The 17644-nt window shown below is 45.4% G+C and carries 20 protein-coding genes; 19 read left to right on the top strand and 1 reads right to left on the bottom strand.

Annotated features, from left to right (window positions below; genetic code table 11):
- Nucleotides 1-54: 54 nt before the first annotated feature.
- Nucleotides 55-1458, bottom strand: coding sequence for a chromosomal replication initiator protein DnaA (gene dnaA, locus NB504_RS00890; protein WP_010319947.1), 1404 nt, complete (start codon nt 1456-1458; stop codon nt 55-57).
- Nucleotides 1459-1767: 309 nt separating this feature from the next.
- Between dnaA and NB504_RS00895 the strand changes: the two genes are divergently transcribed.
- From NB504_RS00895 to atpA, 19 genes are all read left to right on the top strand, one after another.
- A complete protein-coding gene (locus NB504_RS00895; RefSeq protein WP_026027668.1) occupies nt 1768-2517 on the top strand; it encodes an amino acid ABC transporter substrate-binding protein in 750 nt (249 codons plus the stop codon).
- Between the two features lie 75 nt (nt 2518-2592).
- On the top strand, nt 2593-3264 hold the full coding sequence (locus tag NB504_RS00900) for an amino acid ABC transporter permease (protein ID WP_029388115.1): 672 nt from the start codon (nt 2593-2595) through the stop codon (nt 3262-3264).
- Nucleotides 3261-4010 carry an amino acid ABC transporter ATP-binding protein gene (locus NB504_RS00905; RefSeq protein WP_258428087.1) on the top strand — a complete coding sequence of 250 codons (750 nt, stop codon included), beginning with the start codon at nt 3261-3263 and terminating at the stop codon, nt 4008-4010. Before NB504_RS00900 ends, NB504_RS00905 begins: the two co-directional genes overlap by 4 nt.
- A 196-nt stretch (nt 4011-4206) precedes the next feature.
- A complete protein-coding gene (gene rpmH, locus NB504_RS00910; protein ID WP_010319951.1) occupies nt 4207-4344 on the top strand; it encodes a 50S ribosomal protein L34 in 138 nt (45 codons plus the stop codon).
- A 12-nt stretch (nt 4345-4356) separates the two neighbouring features.
- Entirely contained in the window at nt 4357-4713 is a 357-nt protein-coding gene (rnpA, locus tag NB504_RS00915) for a ribonuclease P protein component (RefSeq protein WP_026027667.1), read from the top strand.
- Nucleotides 4680-4940, top strand: a complete 261-nt coding sequence (yidD, locus tag NB504_RS00920) for a membrane protein insertion efficiency factor YidD (protein WP_017047818.1) — start codon at nt 4680-4682, stop codon at nt 4938-4940. Before rnpA ends, yidD begins: the two co-directional genes overlap by 34 nt.
- A gap of 2 nt (nt 4941-4942) precedes the next feature.
- Nucleotides 4943-6565: a membrane protein insertase YidC gene (gene yidC / locus NB504_RS00925; protein WP_017046370.1), complete on the top strand. Its 1623-nt coding sequence runs from the start codon at nt 4943-4945 to the stop codon at nt 6563-6565.
- A gap of 112 nt (nt 6566-6677) precedes the next feature.
- A complete protein-coding gene (gene mnmE, locus NB504_RS00930; RefSeq protein WP_029189865.1) occupies nt 6678-8039 on the top strand; it encodes a tRNA uridine-5-carboxymethylaminomethyl(34) synthesis GTPase MnmE in 1362 nt (453 codons plus the stop codon).
- A gap of 43 nt (nt 8040-8082) precedes the next feature.
- Complete coding sequence (gene mioC, locus NB504_RS00935; RefSeq protein WP_258428088.1) at nt 8083-8517, top strand: FMN-binding protein MioC; 435 nt, start codon at nt 8083-8085, stop codon at nt 8515-8517.
- A 481-nt stretch (nt 8518-8998) separates the two neighbouring features.
- Nucleotides 8999-10897 (top strand): tRNA uridine-5-carboxymethylaminomethyl(34) synthesis enzyme MnmG, encoded by a 1899-nt coding sequence (gene mnmG, locus NB504_RS00940; protein WP_010319957.1) that lies wholly within the window; start codon nt 8999-9001, stop codon nt 10895-10897.
- Entirely contained in the window at nt 10894-11526 is a 633-nt protein-coding gene (gene rsmG / locus NB504_RS00945; RefSeq protein WP_010319958.1) for a 16S rRNA (guanine(527)-N(7))-methyltransferase RsmG, read from the top strand. The genes mnmG and rsmG overlap by 4 nt, the downstream gene beginning before the upstream one ends.
- A 14-nt stretch (nt 11527-11540) precedes the next feature.
- Nucleotides 11541-12314: a ParA family protein gene (locus NB504_RS00950; RefSeq protein ID WP_013855586.1), complete on the top strand. Its 774-nt coding sequence runs from the start codon at nt 11541-11543 to the stop codon at nt 12312-12314.
- 24 nt (nt 12315-12338) lie between these two features.
- Nucleotides 12339-13220, top strand: a complete 882-nt coding sequence (locus NB504_RS00955) for a ParB/RepB/Spo0J family partition protein (protein ID WP_017044113.1) — start codon at nt 12339-12341, stop codon at nt 13218-13220.
- A 188-nt stretch (nt 13221-13408) separates the two neighbouring features.
- Nucleotides 13409-13798, top strand: coding sequence for a F0F1 ATP synthase subunit I (locus NB504_RS00960; RefSeq protein ID WP_013855588.1), 390 nt, complete (start codon nt 13409-13411; stop codon nt 13796-13798).
- Between the two features lie 8 nt (nt 13799-13806).
- A complete protein-coding gene (gene atpB / locus NB504_RS00965) occupies nt 13807-14637 on the top strand; it encodes a F0F1 ATP synthase subunit A (RefSeq protein WP_013855589.1) in 831 nt (276 codons plus the stop codon).
- 57 nt (nt 14638-14694) lie between these two features.
- Nucleotides 14695-14949 carry a F0F1 ATP synthase subunit C gene (gene atpE / locus NB504_RS00970; RefSeq protein ID WP_002540812.1) on the top strand — a complete coding sequence of 85 codons (255 nt, stop codon included), beginning with the start codon at nt 14695-14697 and terminating at the stop codon, nt 14947-14949.
- A gap of 76 nt (nt 14950-15025) precedes the next feature.
- Nucleotides 15026-15496, top strand: coding sequence for a F0F1 ATP synthase subunit B (gene atpF, locus NB504_RS00975; RefSeq protein ID WP_013855591.1), 471 nt, complete (start codon nt 15026-15028; stop codon nt 15494-15496).
- 15 nt (nt 15497-15511) lie between these two features.
- Nucleotides 15512-16045, top strand: a complete 534-nt coding sequence (atpH, locus tag NB504_RS00980) for a F0F1 ATP synthase subunit delta (protein WP_013855592.1) — start codon at nt 15512-15514, stop codon at nt 16043-16045.
- A 13-nt stretch (nt 16046-16058) separates the two neighbouring features.
- Nucleotides 16059-17600: a F0F1 ATP synthase subunit alpha gene (gene atpA, locus NB504_RS00985; RefSeq protein WP_026027662.1), complete on the top strand. Its 1542-nt coding sequence runs from the start codon at nt 16059-16061 to the stop codon at nt 17598-17600.
- The last annotated feature ends 44 nt before the right edge of the window (nt 17601-17644 follow it).

A 17644-nucleotide genomic window follows, 5' to 3' on the forward strand; every position in this document is an offset into this window, starting at 1 on the left:
ATCGGGCAACCCCAAATGTGAGGGTTAAAATAGCTGATATAAGAAGGTTGTGCATCAAGAAGACAGGGTACGAATTAAATTCGAATAGTCTTCTTTGATGTCGTGGCTCTCTTCACGTAGCTGCTGGATTTTACGGCAAGCGTGCAGCACTGTCGTATGATCTCGGCCACCAAACGCATCACCAATTTCAGGCAAGCTGTGGTTAGTCAGCTCTTTAGCCAGTGCCATCGCCAACTGGCGTGGACGAGCAACCGAGCGAGAGCGACGTTTAGAAAGCAAATCCGCCACTTTAATTTTGTAGTATTCCGCCACGGTCTTTTGAATGTTATCAATGGTGACCAATTTTTCTTGCAAAGCTAATAAGTCACGCAGCGCTTCACGCACAAAATCGATGGTGATCGGACGGCCGGTAAAGTTAGCGTTGGCGATAACACGGTTTAGTGCGCCTTCCAATTCACGCACGTTGGAACGTAAGCGTTTGGCAATAAAAAAGGCAACTTCATCGGCAAGATGAATTTGGTGATCTTCTGCCTTCTTCATTAAAATCGCGACACGCGTTTCAAGCTCTGGTGGCTCAATCGCAACAGTCAAACCCCAACCAAAACGAGATTTCAGGCGATCTTCCACCCCATTGATCTCTTTCGGATAGCGGTCGGAAGTCAAAATGATTTGTTGGTTACCTTCAAGCAGTGCGTTAAAGGTATGAAAGAACTCTTCTTGCGAACGCTCTTTATTGGCAAAGAATTGAATATCATCGATCAAGAGTGCATCAACACTGCGGTAATAGCGTTTGAACTCTTCAATCGCATTATTTTGCAGCGCTTTCACCATATCTTGCACGAAACGCTCTGAGTGCATGTAAATCACTTTCGCATTCGGGTTGTTATCAACAATCGCATTACCAACGGCGTGCAATAAGTGTGTTTTACCTAGCCCTGTACCACCGTATAAGAAGAGTGGGTTATAGGCCGCGCCGGGGTTATCGGAAACTTGACGCGCTGCAGCCAAACCGAGTTGGTTCGATTTACCTTCAACGAAGTTATTGAACTTATGTTTAGGGTTAACGTTTGATCTGTGATTAATGTCTGCTACAACCGTGTCGTTTTCCCACGTACGATGTACCGGTTTACGCGCTTGTAACTGTGCAGGAGCTGAAGATTCAGCCGCGACATCCGCTTGAGTACGAACGGGAGCAGCTTTAGGCGCGCTAACCCGGCGACTACCCACTTCAAAACGCAGGTTCGGGGTATCGTGGCCACAATGCTCTTGCAGTAGTCGGTTGATGCTGTTGATGTATTTATCGCGCACCCAATCAAGCACAAATCGGTTTGGGGCGAATAAAGTGAGAGTATTGTCATTGAGCTCCGCTTGTAACGGACGTACCCACATGCTGAATTCCGCTGCTGGTAACTCTTCTTGAAGCTGTTGCAAACATTGCAACCAAAGCGAAGATGACACGGTTGCCCTCACCCTAAGTAAATGATCGAAAAGACTGGCGATTTTACCTGTTGATAACCAAGATCGCCAGCGATTGATCCGTGATCCAGTGAATAAGATCGAAGTTATTCACACAATTTGCGCTTGATTTTTGTCGATCTTCACAATTAGCACCACTTTACCCACACGATGATCCACATATACAAGGATCCTCTATACTTATCCCCAATTGTGTCACTATGTTCGGTTATGGTTAATAACTACTGGTTATTTATTCTATTGAGTGCTTTACCAGTAACATCCCTCTCTATAAATATAAGGAGTTTCAAGATGAAAAACTGGGTTAAAGTCGCCATTACTGCAATTGCACTATCCGCTGCAAGCGTACACGCGGCAACGGAAATAAAAGTCGGCATGTCAGGGCGCTATTTTCCATTCACTTTTGTCAAACAAGACAAGCTGCAAGGCTTTGAAGTGGATGTTTGGGATGAGATAGGTAAACGCAATGATTACGACGTAAAATATGTTACGGCTAATTTCTCCGGTCTCTTTGGCCTGCTTGAAACTGGCCGAATTGATACCATATCAAACCAAATCACCGTCACAGAAGCACGTAAAGCGAAATACTTATTTGCTGACCCGTATGTCATCGACGGTGCACAAATTACCGTTCGCAAAGGTAATGACAGCATTAAAGGGATTGACGATCTTGCCGGCAAAACGGTCGCGGTCAATTTAGGCTCAAACTTCGAGCAGCTACTGCGCAGCTTTGACAAAGACAATAAAATCATCATCAAAACTTACGATACTGGCATTGAACATGACGTTGCTCTTGGCCGTGCTGATGCGTTTGTGATGGATCGCCTTTCGGCTCTGGAATTGATTAAAACAACGGGCTTACCGTTGCAATTGGCTGGTCACCCTTTTGAAACCATTGAAAACGCTTGGCCGTTTGTTAACAACGAGCAAGGCCAAAAACTGCAAGCTGAAGTGAATCAAGCGTTAGCTTCGATGCGCGCTGATGGCACACTGAGTGCGATTTCTGAAAAATGGTTTGCTGCCGATATCACCAATAAGTAAATTCCCCTATTATCAAAAGATAGGATTGAGGTGGAACCACACATTCCACCTTTTTTGTTTTAAAAAGGTAAGCCGATGGGATTTGATTTTCACTATATGCTTGAGCTGATGCCAATACTGCTCAGGTATTTAGGCACCACCATGGAGATGGCGACTTGGGGCTTAGTGTTTGCTTTGATCCTGTCGGTCATTTTAGCCAATATTCGTGTGTTCAAAGTGCCCATTTTGGATCCGCTAAGCCAGCTGTACATCAGCTTTTTCCGCGGTACTCCCCTGCTGGTACAACTATTTCTACTCTACTATGGTCTGCCACAAGTGTTACCGTGGATGGTCGGTTTAAATGCGTTTAGCGCCGCGGTGATCGGGCTAACTCTTCACTTCGCCGCTTATATGGCAGAAAGTATTCGCGCCGCCATTTTGGGTATTGATCGCAGCCAAATGGAAGCGAGTTTGTCTGTGGGTATGACCACAAGCCAAGCAATGCGCCGCATTATTTTGCCGCAAGCTACTCGTATCGCGTTGCCATCATTAATGAATTACTTCATTGATATGATCAAATCGACCTCATTAGCTTTTACATTAGGAGTCGCTGAGATCATGGCCAGAGCGCAGATGGAAGCTTCGTCAAGCTTTCGCTTCTTTGAAGCTTTCCTCGCCGTTGCATTAATTTACTGGGCCGTAGTGGTGGTACTGACTCGGGTACAAATTTGGGCTGAAGATAGGCTCAATAAGGCGTATGTACGATGATTAAACTCGATAATATTCATAAGCGCTTTGGCGATACTGAAGTGCTCAAAGGAATCAGCTTAGCAATAGAAAAAGGTGAAATCATCGTCATTATTGGTTCAAGCGGTACAGGTAAATCGACCTTACTGCGCTGCGTCAACTTCCTAGAACGCGCAGACCAAGGCTCCATTACTATTGATGATGTCACCGTCGACACCCAGCAACAGAGCAAAGCAGATGTATTAGCACTGCGCAGAAAAACAGGCTTTGTTTTTCAAAACTACGCGCTGTTTGCTCATATGACGGCGAGGCAAAATGTCGCCGAAGGGCTCATTACGGTGCACGGTTGGAAAAAAGATCTCGCCCTGACCCGTGCGCAGCAGATTTTGGATGACATCGGTCTTGGGGATAAAGGAGAGAGTTATCCCGCAGCGCTTTCTGGTGGCCAGCAGCAGCGCGTTGGGATCGGCCGTGCGATGGCGCTACAACCAGAATTGCTGCTATTTGATGAACCTACGTCAGCACTCGATCCTGAATGGGTTGGCGAAGTGCTTGCTTTAATGAAGAAATTAGCCACTCATCACCAAACAATGCTGGTGGTTACCCATGAGATGCAGTTTGCAAAGGAGGTAGCCGATCGGGTGATCTTCATGGCTGATGGGCAAATTGTAGAGCAAGGCTCTCCACAGGATATCTTTGGTAATCCACAGGATCCTAAGCTCAAGAAATTTTTAAATCAGGTGGGGATCGACGAAGGATCCTTGTGATTTAAAGGAGACTGCGTATAATCCCCCGACCGGAATTTTAGTGAACCCAATCGTTGACACTTATTGTGACAGTGATTACAATTCCGCCTCTTTGTTGAGAGGCGTCGGATTCCTTTCTTTCTATTAAAGAAGCGAAAATATGCCCACGCCGGGTTTATTTGAACCTAAAAACTACTGATCAGTAAGGTAATTACACATGTCTAAACGCACTTTTCAACCTACCGTTCTAAAGCGCAAGCGTACTCACGGTTTCCGTGCACGCATGGCAACTAAGAATGGCCGTAAGGTTATTAATGCACGTCGTGCTAAAGGCCGCGCGCGCCTGTCAAAATAATTCGCGATTATTTTGAATACGTACGCGTTCAATCGGGAGTTACGTTTGTTAACTCCCGAACATTATAAAAAAGTCTTCCAGCAAGCGCACAGCGCAGGCTCCCCCCATTTCACTATCATTGCTCGCGAAAACGCTCTTACCCACCCAAGGTTAGGGTTGGCCGTCCCCAAAAAACAGATCAAAACTGCTGTTGGCCGTAATCGCTTCAAACGCCTCGCTCGCGAAAGCTTCCGTAATAAACAGCATCAACTTCCTAACAAAGATTTTGTTGTGATTGCGAAAAAGAGCGCGCAAGATTTAAGCAATGAAGAAATGTTCAAACTATTTGAAAAATTATGGCATCGCCTGTCTCGCCCTTCGCGTGGTTAGCAATCGGATTAGTCCGTCTTTACCAAGGAATCATCAGTCCTCTGCTTGGACCACGCTGTCGTTTTACTCCAACCTGTTCAAACTATGCGATAGAAGCGTTGAAAGCTCACGGTTTTGTAAAAGGGTGTTGGTTATCAGGCAAACGTCTATTAAAATGCCACCCTTTGAACGAAGGGGGTTTTGACCCCGTTCCGCCACCAGTCCAAAAACAAGACAGAGATAATTAACGATGGATTCTCAACGTAATATCCTGTTAATCGCCTTGGCACTCGTTTCTTTTTTACTTTTCCAGCAATGGCAAGTAGCAAAGAACCCAGCACCTCAAGCGGTTGAGCAGGCACAAAATAGCAGCACTTTAACTGCACCATCTATGGCTGATGAGTTAGACCCAGCACCAGCAGTAACCAATGCGTCTGCAAAAACCATCACCGTCAAGACTGATGTACTGACTCTGTCAATTGACACGGTAGGTGGTGATGTAGTGAAGGCCGAGCTGAATAAGTACGATGCTGAACTCAATTCAGAAGACCCATTTGTGCTACTTAAAGACATTCCTGGTCACCAGTTTATCGCGCAAAGTGGTTTAGTGGGACCGCAAGGGATCGATTTAAGCAGCAACAATCGTCCAAACTATACTGTTAGCGCCGACACCTTTGCTCTAGCGGATGGTCAAGACGAACTGCGCATTCCCATGACTTATCAAGCCAATGGCCTTGAATATACCAAAACCTTCATCCTTAAACGTGGCAGCTACGCCTTGGATGTTGAATTTGATGTAGTCAACCAATCTGGTAATAACGCGACACTGGGTATGTATGCACACCTACGCCAAAATTTATTGGACGCTGGTGGCAGCTTGGCTATGCCAACTTACCGTGGCGGTGCTTACTCAACACAAGATACACGTTATAAGAAATACAGTTTCGATGATATGCAAGATCGTAACTTGTCACTGCCTTTAGTTAACGGTGAAGGTTGGGCGGCGATGATCCAACACTACTTTGCCAGCGCGTGGATCCCACGTGATGCAGCAGGGTCAAACTTATACACTCGCGTGATTGGCAACTTAGGTGATATTGGTGTTCGCATGCCAAATAAAACCATCGCCAACGGTGAAAAAGCGACATTCTTAGCCACACTTTGGGTCGGTCCAAAACTGCAAGATGAGATGGCTGCTGTTGCGCCAAATCTTGATCTAGTTGTCGACTACGGCTGGTTATGGTTTATTGCAAAACCACTACACATGTTGCTTTCATTCATTCAAAGCTTCGTTAGCAACTGGGGTGTAGCAATCATCTGCTTAACCTTCATTGTTCGTGGTGCTATGTACCCACTGACCAAAGCACAATACACCTCTATGGCAAAAATGCGCATGCTGCAACCGAAGCTGCAAGCAATGCGTGAGCGCATCGGTGATGACCGCCAACGCATGAGCCAAGAAATGATGGAGCTGTATAAGAAAGAGAAAGTAAACCCACTCGGTGGTTGTTTACCTATCTTCCTGCAAATGCCTATCTTCATTGCGCTTTACTGGTCATTAATGGAATCGGTTGAACTGCGTCATTCACCTTTCTTTGGTTGGATTCATGACCTTTCAGCACAAGACCCATACTACATCTTGCCACTGCTGATGGGTGTGAGTATGTTTATGATCCAGAAAATGAGCCCGACGACAGTCACTGACCCGATGCAACAGAAGATCATGACCTTTATGCCGGTTATGTTTACATTCTTCTTCTTGTTCTTCCCATCAGGTTTAGTGATTTACTGGTTGGTATCGAACATCGTTACCTTGATCCAGCAAACCTTGATTTACAAAGCGCTGGAGAAAAAAGGCTTACACTCTAAGTAGCCACTTCAGCAAGAAGTCACACTGACAAGTGAAACAAAGGCGACCTTTTGGTCGCCTTTTTGTTTTTGGCTGATTACAATTGCGCTCATACACCCCTATGTTAGGTACCCTTATGTCTACAGACACCATTGTTGCTCAAGCAACCGCTCCAGGCCGAGGTGGCGTGGGGATTATTCGCGTCTCAGGCCCGAAAGCCGCTCAAGTAGCGCTTGAAGTAACCGGGAAAACGCTAAAACCTCGTTATGCGGAATACTTGCCTTTTAAGCATCAAGATGGCACCGAACTTGACCAAGGCATCGCGATCTATTTTCCTAACCCTCACTCCTTTACCGGCGAAGATGTGCTCGAACTACAAGGACACGGCGGTCCGGTCGTCATGGATATGCTGATCAAACGCATTTTGGCTATCAGTGGCTTGCGCGCAGCGCGCCCGGGTGAATTTTCTGAGCGTGCGTTTTTAAACGACAAAATGGATTTAACCCAAGCGGAAGCGATTGCCGATTTGATTGATGCCAGCTCTGAAGAAGCGGCCAAATCAGCCCTGCATTCATTGCAAGGTCAATTTTCCAAACGCATTCACACCTTGGTCGATTCCCTAATCCACCTGCGAATTTACGTTGAAGCAGCGATTGATTTTCCTGAAGAGGAGATCGATTTTCTTGCCGATGGTAAAGTTGCCGCAGATCTGCAAAATATCATCGACAACTTAGACGCCGTGCGCAAAGAGGCCAATCAAGGGGCCATTTTACGCGAAGGGATGAAAGTGGTGATAGCAGGGCGTCCTAACGCGGGCAAATCGAGTCTATTGAATGCGCTTTCAGGCAAAGATTCAGCCATCGTTACAGACATAGCAGGAACCACACGTGACGTGCTGCGAGAGCACATCCACATCGATGGCATGCCACTGCATATCATCGATACCGCTGGCTTACGTGATGCCAATGACGAAGTCGAAAGAATAGGCATTGAGCGTGCTTGGGATGAAATAGCAAAAGCAGATCGTGTGCTCTTTATGGTTGACGGCACCACCACCGATGCCACCGATCCGAAAGAAATCTGGCCAGATTTTGTCGATCGATTGCCTGAAAACATCGGCATGACGGTGATCCGCAACAAAGTCGATCAAACCAAAGAATCACTCGGTATCTGTCATGTTAATTCTCCAACCTTAATCCGCCTGTCGGCAAAAACTGGAGAGGGAGTTGATGCTCTGCGTACTCATCTCAAAGAGTGCATGGGCTTTGCTGGGGGCAATGAAGGCGGCTTTATGGCCAGACGACGCCATTTGGACGCGCTAGAGCGCGCCGCACAGCACCTCATGATTGGTCAGCAGCAGCTCGAAGGCTACATGGCTGGTGAAATCTTAGCGGAAGAACTGCGTTTATCGCAGCAACATCTAAACGAGATAACGGGCGAATTTAGCTCCGATGACTTGTTAGGGCGCATCTTTTCGTCGTTCTGTATCGGCAAATGATCGCAGTGAGAAGCTTGATCACTCTTAATTATAGGAATATCTCATGATCCATATCATCACTGGCAGCACCTTAGGAGGCGCTGAATATGTCGCCGATCATCTCAACGATCTACTGCAAGAGCAAGGTTATACTACGACTATCCACAACCAACCCAACTTAAGTGATATACCCTCACAAGGGACTTGGCTCATTGTCACCTCCACGCATGGAGCGGGTGACTACCCAGACAATATCCAACCTTTTATCGCTTCTTTGCAATCAATACCACCGAATACGAGCGAGTTAAAATATGCCGTGGTAGCACTTGGCGATTCAAGCTATGACACGTTTTGCGCAGCAGGTAAGCATGCATATCAACTGCTTGAGGATATAGGTGCAACGCCAATTAGCGACTGTTTCACCATAGATATATTAGAATATTCCGTTCCTGAAGATGCCGCTGAAGTATGGCTCAAACAGCACATCGAACAATTCTAGCGAATGGCATAAAGTCACCAAGCGGCCTGTGAGCCGCTTTTTTTGTACCCTTAAGCTCTGTGTATAACTGTCTCAATACTCGCCATAGAAAAGTTAAGTCCATTTTAAATATTTTAATGTGTATAACTATGCTGTTATTCGGTGATTAACCTATAGTTATCCAATTAATAACTTATGCATTTCACGACCCTGTGCATAACTAGCCTTTTTGATCCCAGCTAATACACGATTAGATCATGTCAGGATCACAGCTTGTGATCCTCTTAAAAACCATGATCTTGTTGATCATTTATCGGTTATCCACAGATATGCTCGATCCTAATAATAGATCTAATAAAAGATCTCTATATAGATCTTATATATTATTAACTTACCAAGCTCAGATTAAAAAAGCAGAAAAGCGATTTTCTAGCCAGTGGAAAGCAGGTAGAATACGCCTCTTTTGTCAGTCCATGCTTCATTGAATACCTGAGGTCGGTTCATGCTTTATCACGAAAAATTTGACGTCATTGTGGTCGGTGGTGGCCATGCTGGAACGGAAGCCGCTCTCGCTGCAGCTCGTACTGGTCAAAGTACGCTATTGCTTACCCATAACATTGAGACTCTAGGACAGATGTCGTGCAATCCTGCGATCGGCGGAATTGGTAAAGGACATCTGGTTAAAGAAGTCGATGCCATGGGCGGTCTAATGGCACAAGCGATTGATCATGCAGGTATTCAATTTAGAACACTCAATGCCTCAAAAGGGCCAGCGGTTCGAGCGACTCGAGCCCAAGCAGATCGTGCGCTTTACAAATCGTATGTGCGTGATGTGCTTGAAAACACGCCAAACTTAACTTTGTTCCAACAAGCGGTCGATGATCTTATCGTTGAAAATGATCGTGTAATGGGCGTTGTGACTCAAATGGGCCTCAAATTCCACGCCAAAGCGGTGGTATTGACGGTAGGCACCTTCCTTGGTGGAAAGATCCACATTGGTCTTGAAAACTTCTCAGGAGGCCGCGCAGGAGATCCTCCATCGATCGCATTAGCGCAACGTTTACGTGAACTGCCGTTTCGAGTCGATCGTTTAAAAACGGGTACGCCACCAAGGATCGATGCCCGTAGCGTTGACTTCTCAGTGTTAGAAACACAACACGGTGATAACCCAACGCCTGTTTTTTCCTTCATGGGACAACGTGAACAGCATCCACGTCAAATACCATGCTACATCACGCATACCAATGATAAAACGCATGATGTGATCCGTGCCAATCTTGATCGTAGTCCGATGTACGCAGGTGTCATCGAAGGTATCGGCCCACGCTACTGCCCATCGATCGAAGACAAAGTCATGCGTTTTGCCGACAAAAATAGCCATCAAATTTTTATCGAGCCTGAAGGTTTGACCACGACAGAACTCTACCCTAACGGCATTTCCACCAGCTTACCGTTTGATGTACAAGTGCAGATCGTTCGATCAATGAAAGGGTTTGAAAACGCACATATTGTTCGTCCGGGTTACGCCATCGAGTACGATTTTTTCAATCCACAAGATTTAAAACAAACCTATGAAACCAAATTCATCAGTGGTTTGTTCTTTGCTGGCCAAATCAACGGTACCACCGGATACGAAGAAGCGGCAGCGCAAGGGTTAATGGCTGGTTTGAATGCAAGCTTATTTAGCCAAGAAAAAGAAGGCTGGAGTCCACGCCGTGATCAAGCTTACATGGGCGTGTTGATCGATGATCTTTCCACTATGGGTACCAAAGAACCTTATCGCATGTTTACCTCTCGCGCTGAATATCGCTTACTGCTACGCGAAGATAACGCCGATTTGCGTTTAACCGAAAAAGCCAGAGAGTTAGGTTTAGTCGATGATGCGCGCTGGGCGCGTTTTAATCAAAAAATGGAAAACATGGAAATCGAACGTCAACGTTTGAAACAAACGTGGATGAACCCGAACTCCGTTGGTGTTGATGCACTGAATGCGTTGCTCAAAACACCCATGTCTCGTGAAGCGAGTGGTGAAGATCTACTACGTCGACCAGAAATCACCTATCAACAGCTCACGTCGCTTGAGTCATTTGCACCAGCATTGAACGATAGTGAAGCGGCTGAGCAAGTTGAAATTCAAATCAAATACGATGGTTATATTCAGCGTCAGCAAGATGAGATCGACAAATCATTGCGCCATGAGCACACTAAATTGCCGCTGGATCTTGACTATAAACAGGTCAAAGGCTTGTCCAACGAAGTGATCCTTAAGCTTAACAATGCCAAGCCTGAAACGGTTGGTATTGCCTCTCGTATTTCCGGTATTACACCAGCTGCTATTTCTATCTTATTGGTTTATTTGAAAAAGCAAGGTGTACTGAAGAAAGGGGAAGACGCCGCATGAGCGAGTTAAGAACGCGTCTCGATGATTTAATTGGTCAAACCGATCTCGAGGTCAATGAGCAGCAACGTAGCCAATTAGTCGGTTACGTGGAACTGCTGAATAAATGGAACAAAGCCTACAATCTCACCTCAGTGCGCGATCCTATGGATATGTTGGTGAAACATATTTTAGATAGTATAGTGGTAAGTCCTCACTTACAGGGTGAGCGTTTTATCGACGTTGGTACTGGGCCTGGTTTACCTGGTATACCTCTCGCTATCATGAATCCTGATAAAACCTTTTACTTACTCGATAGTTTAGGTAAACGCATTCGTTTTATTAAACAAGTTCTGCATGAGCTTGGTATTAAAAATGTGACCACGATTCAAAGTCGAGTCGAAGAGTTTCAGCCTGAAGTAAAATTTGATGGCGTACTGAGCCGTGCGTTTGCTTCAATGCTCGATATGGTGGAATGGTGTCACCATTTACCAAAAGAAACATCGGGCCGATTTTTAGCTCTGAAAGGACAACGGCCAGATGAGGAAATAGCCACACTACCTGAGTGGTGTTCTGTGACTGATGTCAAAGCTTTGAAAGTTCCTGAGTTGGAAGGTGACCGTCATCTTGTAATCTTATCTCGCAAGGGATAACAGCGAGGCATACCGTGGGCAAAATCGTAGCAATCGCCAATCAGAAAGGTGGCGTAGGAAAAACAACAACGTGCATTAACTTAGCGGCCTCTATGGCGGCGACTAAGCGTAAAGTTTTAGTGATCGATCTCGACCCACAAGGCAATGCAACGATGGCCAGTGGTGTTGATAAGTATCAAGTAGATGCAACCGCGTACGAATTGTTGGTCGAAGACACCCCTTTTGATGAAGTCGTGTGTCGCAAAACAACGGGACACTACGATTTGATTGCGGCAAACGGAGACGTGACAGCCGCTGAAATCAAATTAATGGAAGTCTTTGCTCGCGAAGTGCGTTTGAAAAATGCCCTCGCGCCAGTTCGTGATAACTATGATTTCATCTTTATTGATTGTCCTCCTTCTTTAAATCTTCTTACAATCAACGCCATGGCCGCAGCGGATTCTGTGTTAGTGCCAATGCAATGTGAGTATTTTGCATTAGAAGGTTTAACGGCGTTAATGGATACCATCAGCAAGTTAGCCGCGGTAGTCAACGAAAACCTGAAAATCGAAGGGTTACTTCGAACGATGTACGATCCGCGTAATCGCCTAGCCAATGAAGTATCCGATCAACTGAAAAAGCACTTTGGAAACAAAGTCTATCGCACCGTTATTCCTCGTAATGTCCGTCTTGCTGAAGCGCCAAGTTATGGCAAGCCAGCAATGTACTACGACAAGTATTCAGCTGGGGCAAAAGCGTATCTCGCCTTAGCTGGCGAAATGCTTCGTCGAGAAGAAATACCCGCATAATCTCAACTAAAGGAATTCGTCTACATGACTAAACGTGGTTTAGGAAAAGGATTGGATGCATTGCTCGCAACCAGTTCTCTTGCTCGTGAAAAGGAGCAAGCCGCCTCACATAGCCAAGCACTCTCTTCTGATGGCGAATTAATGGATATCGCGGTATCAAATTTGAAACCTGGCATGTATCAACCACGTAAAGATATGTCGGCAGAAGCGTTGGAAGAGCTATCTGCGTCTATCCAATCGCAAGGTATTATCCAGCCGATCGTGGTAAGACGTTTAGAGCTTGGCGGCTATGAAATTATTGCAGGTGAACGCCGTTGGCGCGCTGCAAAACAAGCAGGTTTAAAGCAAGTGCCCTGTTTGATAAAAAATGTGCAAGATCGCGCTGCGATTGCGATGGCACTGATAGAAAATATTCAACGCGAAGATTTGAATGCGATTGAAGAAGCACAAGCTTTAGAGCGGTTGCAAGACGAATTTAAGCTCACTCACCAACAGGTGGCTGATGTGATTGGTAAATCACGCACTACCGTGAGTAACTTATTACGCTTAAATCAATTGGCGGATGGCGTGAAGCGTTTAGTGGAAACCAAGCAGCTTGAAATGGGCCATGCACGAGCATTATTGATGCTCGAAGGCGATCAACAAATTGAAATTGCACAACGTGTGGCCGCAAAACAGCTGACCGTGAGACAAACTGAGCAATTAGTGAAAAAGTGTCTAACACAGCCTTCTGAGGACGGATCGGCATCGGAAGACTTAGATGCACAACAAATGTCACAAAGATTGAGTGAAATGTTAGGGGCTAAAGTGTCGATCATTCGTTCAAAAGGTGGCAAAGCCAAAATGACGATTAGTCTTGATGAGCCTCACAAATTAGAGCAACTAATTGCCAAGCTAGAAAGCTAAATGAGATAATTGATTTAAGTCAATTATGCAAAAAACGTTTTTTTATTTGAAAGTTGTCGGTTTGTAAACAAAATTGTAACTTTTTGCTGTCTTTCAATTGCAATCAGTTCGACTCACCGTATAATTTTCGCCAATTTCCCAGCCCTATGTTGTAGATGAGCTGAGGATATTACTAGAGGTACGAATACATGGTAGCTGCGTTGGCTAGACCAGGACGAGAGCTTGCTAAGCGATTGTTAATGATCCAGTCTGGCGCGGTTATTTTTGTGGCGGCAGGGATGGCGGTAGCTGTAAATGCTGAATGGGGCTTTTCTGCGCTGATTGGGGGTGGCATCTTTGTCATTGCCAATGCGGTTTTTGCGCTGTGTGCTTTTATGTTTAGTGGAGCTCGTGCTGCGAAGCAAGTTGCGGCCTCTTTCTACACTGGCGAAGTACTCAAGATCCTCATCACAGTTGCACTGTTCTGTGTTGCCTACATGTATATGCAGGTGGAACTCGTTCCCCTCAAACTAACCTATTTGCTGGCTCTAGGTATTAATATCTGTGCGCCAGTGCTATTCATTAACAACAAAAAATAGGATGAGTTATGGCTGCGCCAGGTGAAGCGCTAACATCGTCCGGATACATTGAACACCACTTGACGAACCTCTCTCTTGCGAAGATTTCTGAGCATTACGATTTGGGGCTGTCAATTAGTGAGACGAGTTTCTGGAACGTACATATCGATAGCCTGTTTTTTTCCTTGTTTACTGGCTTAATATTCCTATGGATATTTCGCTCTGTAGCAAAGAAAGCAACAGCGGGTGTACCCGGTAAGCTGCAGTGTTTTGTTGAAATATTGGTAGAATTTGTCGATCAAAACGTCAAAGACACCTTTCATGGACGCAATCCACTTATAGCACCGCTGGCACTGACTATCTTTTGTTGGGTATTGTTAATGAACATCATGGACTTAGTGCCCATCGATTTCTTACCGTATCCAGCACAACATTGGCTTGGTATCCCTTATCTAAAAGTGGTTCCGTCAGCTGATGTGAATATCACCATGGCTATGGCTCTAGGCGTATTTGCTCTGATGATTTACTACAGCATCAAAGTGAAAGGCCTAGGTGGTTTTGCGAAAGAATTAGCTCTACATCCATTCAATCACTGGACCATGATTCCGTTTAACCTACTTATTGAAGTGGTATCGTTACTTGCGAAACCTCTCTCACTCGGTATGCGTCTATTCGGTAACATGTTCGCAGGTGAGGTGGTATTTATTCTTATCGCAGCGATGCTACCATGGTGGCTACAATGGATGGGTTCACTACCGTGGGCGATTTTCCATATTCTGGTAATTCTGATTCAATCTTTCGTGTTCATGATGCTGACTATTGTTTATCTATCAATGGCACACGAAGATAGTGATCATTAATTTTTTAAAGCTTTTTATTTGGGCACATAAGCCAACAACTATAAATTGGAGATAGTAATGGAAACTTTACTGAGCTTTTCTGCAATCGCCGTAGGTATTATCGTCGGTCTTGCTTCTCTTGGTACAGCGATTGGTTTCGCACTTCTAGGCGGTAAATTCCTTGAAGGTGCTGCTCGTCAACCAGAAATGGCTCCTATGCTACAAGTTAAGATGTTTATCATCGCGGGTCTACTTGATGCGGTTCCTATGATCGGTATCGTAATTGCGCTTCTATTCACTTTCGCGAACCCATTTGTTGGTCAACTAGGTTAATCAACCGATCACACAAATTGATGATTTGTCGTTGATTAATACTTTTCGTTGGTGAACAAATAGAGGGGTAGCTGTTGTGAATATGAACGCAACTCTGCTAGGTCAAGCAATCGCGTTTGCACTGTTTGTGTGGTTCTGCATGAAATATGTATGGCCGCCAATCATGAATGCGATCGAAGAGCGTCAGAAGAAAATTGCTGACGGTCTTTCAGCCGCTGAGCGCGCTGCTAAAAACTTGGATCTAGCACAAGCCAACGCTTCTGAACAAATGAAAGAAGCGAAGCGCACTGCAACTGAGGTCATCGAACAGGCAAATAAACGTAAAGCTCAAATTTTAGACGAAGCACGTGAGGAAGCTCAGGCAGAACGCCAGAAAATCCTTGCTCAAGCGGAAGCTGAACTTGAATCTGAACGTAACCGTGCCCGCGATGAGCTGCGTAAACAAGTTGCAACTCTGGCTGTAGCTGGTGCTGAGAAAATCCTTGAGCGTTCTATCGATAAAGATGCGCACAAAGATATTCTCGACAACATTACTGCAAGACTTTAAGGATGGGGGCGCTTTATGTCTGATTTGACTACAATTGCACGCCCCTATGCTAAAGCAGCATTCGATTTTGCGGTAGAGAAAAAGCAACTTGACCAATGGGGTCAGATGTTAGCTTTTGCTGCCGAGGTCGCAAAGAACGAGCAAATGAAAGAGCTACTAACGGGCTCTGTTTCGGCTGAGAAATTAGCGGAAATTTTCATCGCAATTTGTGGCGAACAGTTTGATGTTTATGGCCAGAACCTGTTAAAGGTGATGGCTGAGAATGGCCGATTAAAGGCTCTTCCTGATGTTAGTGAACAGTTCTTTGCTCTGAAACAAGAGCATGAGAAGCAGATGGATGTTGAAGTGATTTCAGCAACTGAGCTTTCTGATGAACAGCTTGTCAATATCAGCACCAAACTTGAGCAGCGTCTTGAACGCAAAGTTCAGCTGAATTGCAGTATAGATGAGACCCTACTTGGTGGGGTTATAATTCGAGCCGGAGACCTTGTCATCGATAACTCAGCCCGCGGTCGTTTAAACCGCCTGAGCGATGCATTACAGTCTTGATGGGGATTGGAGCATGCAACTTAATTCCACGGAAATTAGCGATCTAATTAAACAACGTATCGAATCTTTCGACGTTGTTAGTGAAGCTCGCAATGAAGGTACTATCGTATCGGTAAGCGATGGTATCATTCGCATTCACGGCCTAGCGGACGTGATGCAAGGTGAAATGATTGAATTACCGAGTGGCCGTTATGCACTTGCACTTAACCTTGAGCGTGACTCGGTTGGTGCGGTTGTCATGGGCCCATATGCTGACCTTAAGGAAGGCATGAAAGTAACAGGTTCTGGTCGTATTCTTGAAGTGCCAGTTGGTCCTGAATTGTTAGGTCGCGTAGTGAATACACTCGGTCAGCCTATCGATGGTAAAGGTCCTATCGAAGCGAAATTGTCTTCACCTGTTGAAATGATTGCACCTGGTGTAATCGACCGTAAATCAGTCGATCAACCAGTACAAACCGGCTATAAGTCAGTTGACTCGATGATCCCAATCGGTCGTGGCCAACGTGAACTTATCATCGGTGACCGTCAAACTGGTAAAACAGCAATGGCGATCGACGCAATTATTAACCAAAAAGATTCAGGTATTTACTCTATCTATGTTGCGATTGGCCAAAAAGCCTCAACTATCGCTAACGTAGTACGCAAATTAGAAGAGCACGGCGCGCTTGCAAACACAGTTGTGGTTGTTGCATCGGCTTCTGAATCCGCGGCATTGCAATACCTTGCGCCATATGCAGGTTGTGCAATGGGTGAATACTTCCGCGATCGCGGTGAAGATGCACTGATTGTTTATGATGACTTATCTAAACAAGCGGTTGCTTACCGTCAGATCTCACTACTACTCAAACGCCCACCAGGCCGTGAAGCATTCCCAGGTGACGTTTTCTATCTCCACTCTCGTCTACTTGAGCGTGCTGCTCGTGTTAGCGAAGAGTATGTAGAACGTTTCACTAAGGGTGAAGTGAAAGGTAAAACCGGTTCTTTAACCGCTCTACCTATCATTGAAACACAAGCGGGTGACGTTTCAGCATTCGTACCGACTAACGTAATCTCGATTACCGATGGTCAGATCTTCCTACAAACTGAGCTATTCAACGCGGGTGTTCGCCCAGCCGTTGACCCTGGTATTTCAGTATCTCGTGTAGGTGGTGCCGCTCAGACGAAAATCATCAAGAAACTGTCAGGTGGTATCCGTACCGCGCTTGCACAGTACCGTGAACTTGCTGCATTTGCTCAGTTCTCGTCAGATCTTGATGAAGCGACGAAGAGACAGCTAAACCATGGTCAGAAAGTAACAGAGCTGATGAAGCAGAAACAATATGCTCCGATGTCTGTGTTTGACCAAGCGTTGGTTATCTTTGCGGCAGAGCGTGGTTATTTAAATGATGTTGCGTTGAATAAACTGGCTGATTTTGAATCTGCTCTACTGTCGTATGCTCGTGGTCAATATGTTGATCTTGTAAAAGATATCGACAAATCGGGTGCTTATAACGATGAAATCGAAGCTCAGTTCAAGAAACTGGTTGACGATTTCAAGGCAACCCAGACCTGGTAATTGGTGGGTGACCCTAGGGTCACCACTGACCAATAACGGATTAC

It is taken from the genome of Vibrio sp. RM-69-4 (assembly GCF_024743775.1).
GTDB classification, from domain to species: Bacteria; Pseudomonadota; Gammaproteobacteria; order Enterobacterales; family Vibrionaceae; genus Vibrio; species Vibrio anguillarum.

What these genes read in the sequence shown, in the direction of transcription:
- atpA (WP_026027662.1), top strand. Translation starts at nt 16,059, where the DNA reads ATGCAACTTAATTCCACGGAAATTAGCGATCTAATTAAACAACGTATC.
- rpmH (WP_010319951.1), top strand. Translation starts at nt 4,207, where the DNA reads ATGTCTAAACGCACTTTTCAACCTACCGTTCTAAAGCGCAAGCGTACT.
- yidC (WP_017046370.1), top strand. Translation starts at nt 4,943, where the DNA reads ATGGATTCTCAACGTAATATCCTGTTAATCGCCTTGGCACTCGTTTCT.
- NB504_RS00955 (WP_017044113.1), top strand. Translation starts at nt 12,339, where the DNA reads ATGACTAAACGTGGTTTAGGAAAAGGATTGGATGCATTGCTCGCAACC.
- atpE (WP_002540812.1), top strand. Translation starts at nt 14,695, where the DNA reads ATGGAAACTTTACTGAGCTTTTCTGCAATCGCCGTAGGTATTATCGTC.
- mioC (WP_258428088.1), top strand. Translation starts at nt 8,083, where the DNA reads ATGATCCATATCATCACTGGCAGCACCTTAGGAGGCGCTGAATATGTC.
- atpH (WP_013855592.1), top strand. Translation starts at nt 15,512, where the DNA reads ATGTCTGATTTGACTACAATTGCACGCCCCTATGCTAAAGCAGCATTC.
- NB504_RS00900 (WP_029388115.1), top strand. Translation starts at nt 2,593, where the DNA reads ATGGGATTTGATTTTCACTATATGCTTGAGCTGATGCCAATACTGCTC.
- atpB (WP_013855589.1), top strand. Translation starts at nt 13,807, where the DNA reads ATGGCTGCGCCAGGTGAAGCGCTAACATCGTCCGGATACATTGAACAC.
- rsmG (WP_010319958.1), top strand. Translation starts at nt 10,894, where the DNA reads ATGAGCGAGTTAAGAACGCGTCTCGATGATTTAATTGGTCAAACCGAT.
- NB504_RS00960 (WP_013855588.1), top strand. Translation starts at nt 13,409, where the DNA reads ATGGTAGCTGCGTTGGCTAGACCAGGACGAGAGCTTGCTAAGCGATTG.
- NB504_RS00895 (WP_026027668.1), top strand. Translation starts at nt 1,768, where the DNA reads ATGAAAAACTGGGTTAAAGTCGCCATTACTGCAATTGCACTATCCGCT.
- NB504_RS00905 (WP_258428087.1), top strand. Translation starts at nt 3,261, where the DNA reads ATGATTAAACTCGATAATATTCATAAGCGCTTTGGCGATACTGAAGTG.
- mnmE (WP_029189865.1), top strand. Translation starts at nt 6,678, where the DNA reads ATGTCTACAGACACCATTGTTGCTCAAGCAACCGCTCCAGGCCGAGGT.
- mnmG (WP_010319957.1), top strand. Translation starts at nt 8,999, where the DNA reads ATGCTTTATCACGAAAAATTTGACGTCATTGTGGTCGGTGGTGGCCAT.
- yidD (WP_017047818.1), top strand. Translation starts at nt 4,680, where the DNA reads ATGGCATCGCCTGTCTCGCCCTTCGCGTGGTTAGCAATCGGATTAGTC.